Raw genomic sequence first — 2,562 nt, forward strand, 5'->3', positions numbered from 1 at the left:
GGCCACGCTTGGGGACGACCAGGACCTTGAAGACCTCGGGGCTCCGCCGAACCCCGGCCCTCCTCAGAGATCAGCCGGGGATCTCCTCGTCGGGCACCACAAGAGCTACCAGCCTCTCTGGACGGGGCCAAGGTCGTTCGGCTGGTGAGGCGCTCCACCTTGTCCCCGTCCAGAGAGCTGGAAGGTCTACGACTGCCGACGAGGAGATCCCTAGCTTGCCTGGCCGCCACTGCCGTTGCCATCAGCGCCCAGAGCAGGATCACGCAGAACGACCAGCCGCGGGTCATAGACCAAGCGTCGTGCACGCTTCACGGCCGGCTTCCCGGTAGGCGGATTGCCTGTGAGCACAGCATGCGCCGGGTCCACTTTCATTGGCCGGTCATTGTCCACGACCGGATCCCTCTTCACGCCAAAGTTCGCGTCACGGGCAGCCCGTGCGGGGAAGCAGGACAGCCCGTACCCCTCATGACCTTCGAGTACGTCCTCAGGCAGAAGTTGCAGCTCGTCCAGGACAGAGCCTAGGTAGATTGAGACCTCGGTGTCACCGTTGGACGGGGTGAGGTTGGCAGACGACGGCCAGCGACGACCGCGATTGTCGTTGTACGGCGCCTGACTCGGGGGAATCCGGCGATAACAGCGCTCATCGTCATCGATCGAGCTATCATCTTCCGGTGGCGTGGACGTCATTCGCAGTAGGCGCGTGTAAGGAGGCCGAGCTCTTTACTGAGCCGAGCGCGAGGATAACGCTCTTCCTCCCACTCTCGAACTCCTTCTTGGCACCACGCTGATACCTGCCCATCTGGCTCGATGTAGACCTCTAGGTCGACGCCGGCAAGATGCCACTCTAGTTGAAGACCACCATGGGAAGTTGGGACAACACTCGGAGGGACTGAATCGTCCGCCATCGTCTCTATTAGAACCATAACGGCGGCGTTCGCTGCCTCCAATGACGTCGGAACCCCGCCTGCGCCGTCCCAGTCCTCTTCAAGACTAAGGGCCCCGACAATGCCTTCTAGCGCGACGCCTACCCACCGCGGCAGGGCGTGACGGGACCAAATGTCATCCGTTGGAAGCGCAGCGACCTGCACCGTGGGCTCCGGTCGCCGTCCTAGCGCGGGAATCCTCAGACGCCATAGGCTACCGCCCGTAGGCCAATACGCCGCAAGAGTCATGCGATCCTCCCCCAGAGTCGGTGCGCTTCCTCAGTGGTGTTTGCAGCGAATCCTCGAACTATTTGGTCGTGCCCTTCATCGAAGAAGCCCATTAGTGGTGCGAGGCCAGGTGAGCGCTGATCCCGCTCGTACGGCTCACCCCGGTACAGAAGCGAGAGGCGAAGCACCGGTTCATGGTCTGTGAGAACCGGTTCGGCGTCGATGTGGAGCCGAGCGTAGTCAACTCCTCCTCCGCGGTCCGTCGTCCGGAACGTGAGACGCTGCGAGATATTGACCGCTGATATCTCAGGCCGCGCAGAATCATGGGAATACAGCGACGGGAGGGCCTTTGCGAGGACATCAGGCCGAATGCCGTCAGACATCGGAATGTCGTTTACGTACGACACCTCCGCCTGAGTCACTTTAATGTCCACGCCGCAGACCTCTTCAACGAAGTTGCCGAAAAGGACGGCGTTTCGGACGAAGTCTTGCCGTAGCGTCTCGTACTGCGGATAGTCGACTGTGTCTGTTCTCCTCCAAGCACAGGCGAAGCGGTCCCCCTGCACTTGCACAAGGCTGGATCGATCAACAGAGGTGAATATGAGCATAGGGATAGGGGGGCGTTCCATCAGGGCAAACTGGAATTGCATTCCCAGCCGGTGGCCCCTCGCGAAGTTCTCCACCTGAAGCGGGACAGGTGCTCTCTCTTCGACTTCGGGGTAGCGATCCTGTAGGAGTTCGCGGAGGCGTCCCAGGTCCACCGCACGCAACTCCAGTTGCGGGAACTGGATTGCCATGCTTACTTCACGTACCGGGGGGCGCTCGAACCGCGGCAGGTCAGCAGTGCGGCTGTAGGGCAGCTGTCTGGTCCGCCATGCATCCCCCTGCGTCGCGTCGACCACAGCCCGCCACATGGTCTAAGCGTAGCGTATCCGCCAACGTGTTCCTCCGTAGTCGGTTGTCGCATTTCGCCCATGGTGCGGCGGCCTAAGCGTGGTGCAGACAGTGCCGAAGGTCAAGGCCCATACCGTCGTGCCCCCTCACCTTGAGGTCCTAACTGGGCATACTGAAGGTCTGCGCCGAGGCTACGGATCAGATGGCGGGCGCGTCAGCAGAAAGTCAGCGAACACCTGACAGGGTTCCCCACCAACGAACAGGCAGACGGCGGCCGACCCTGCGTCGTCGCGGCCGAGCGACAGCGGCCGATAGCGGATGACAGCACGCACGGCCGTTCGGGACGAAGAGGTCGTCGGTTCGAATCCGGCCACCCCGACCAGAGGTAACAGCAGGTCAAGGCCCCTCCGTGGAGGGGCTTGATTCGTTTCTGGGGATCACTGCTCTCTAGAAGGCACTGAGCAGGCAGCTGCCGGGTGTCGAGGCGTTTGGTGCTGAGTGCCGGGATCAGGTGCAG

At 62.0% G+C, this 2,562-nt stretch carries 1 protein-coding gene; it reads right to left on the reverse strand.

Translation table 11 applies throughout. The annotated features are described in order from the left end of the window. Positions 1-1,168: 1,168 nt before the first annotated feature. Positions 1,169-2,065: a TIGR04255 family protein gene (locus JNW87_RS37420; protein WP_255544815.1), complete on the reverse strand. Its 897-nt coding sequence runs from the start codon at positions 2,063-2,065 to the stop codon at positions 1,169-1,171. Positions 2,066-2,562 lie beyond the last annotated feature (497 nt).

Source organism: Micromonospora sp. ATA51 (assembly GCF_016802855.1).
Taxonomy (GTDB): Bacteria; Actinomycetota; Actinomycetes; order Mycobacteriales; family Micromonosporaceae; genus Micromonospora; species Micromonospora sicca.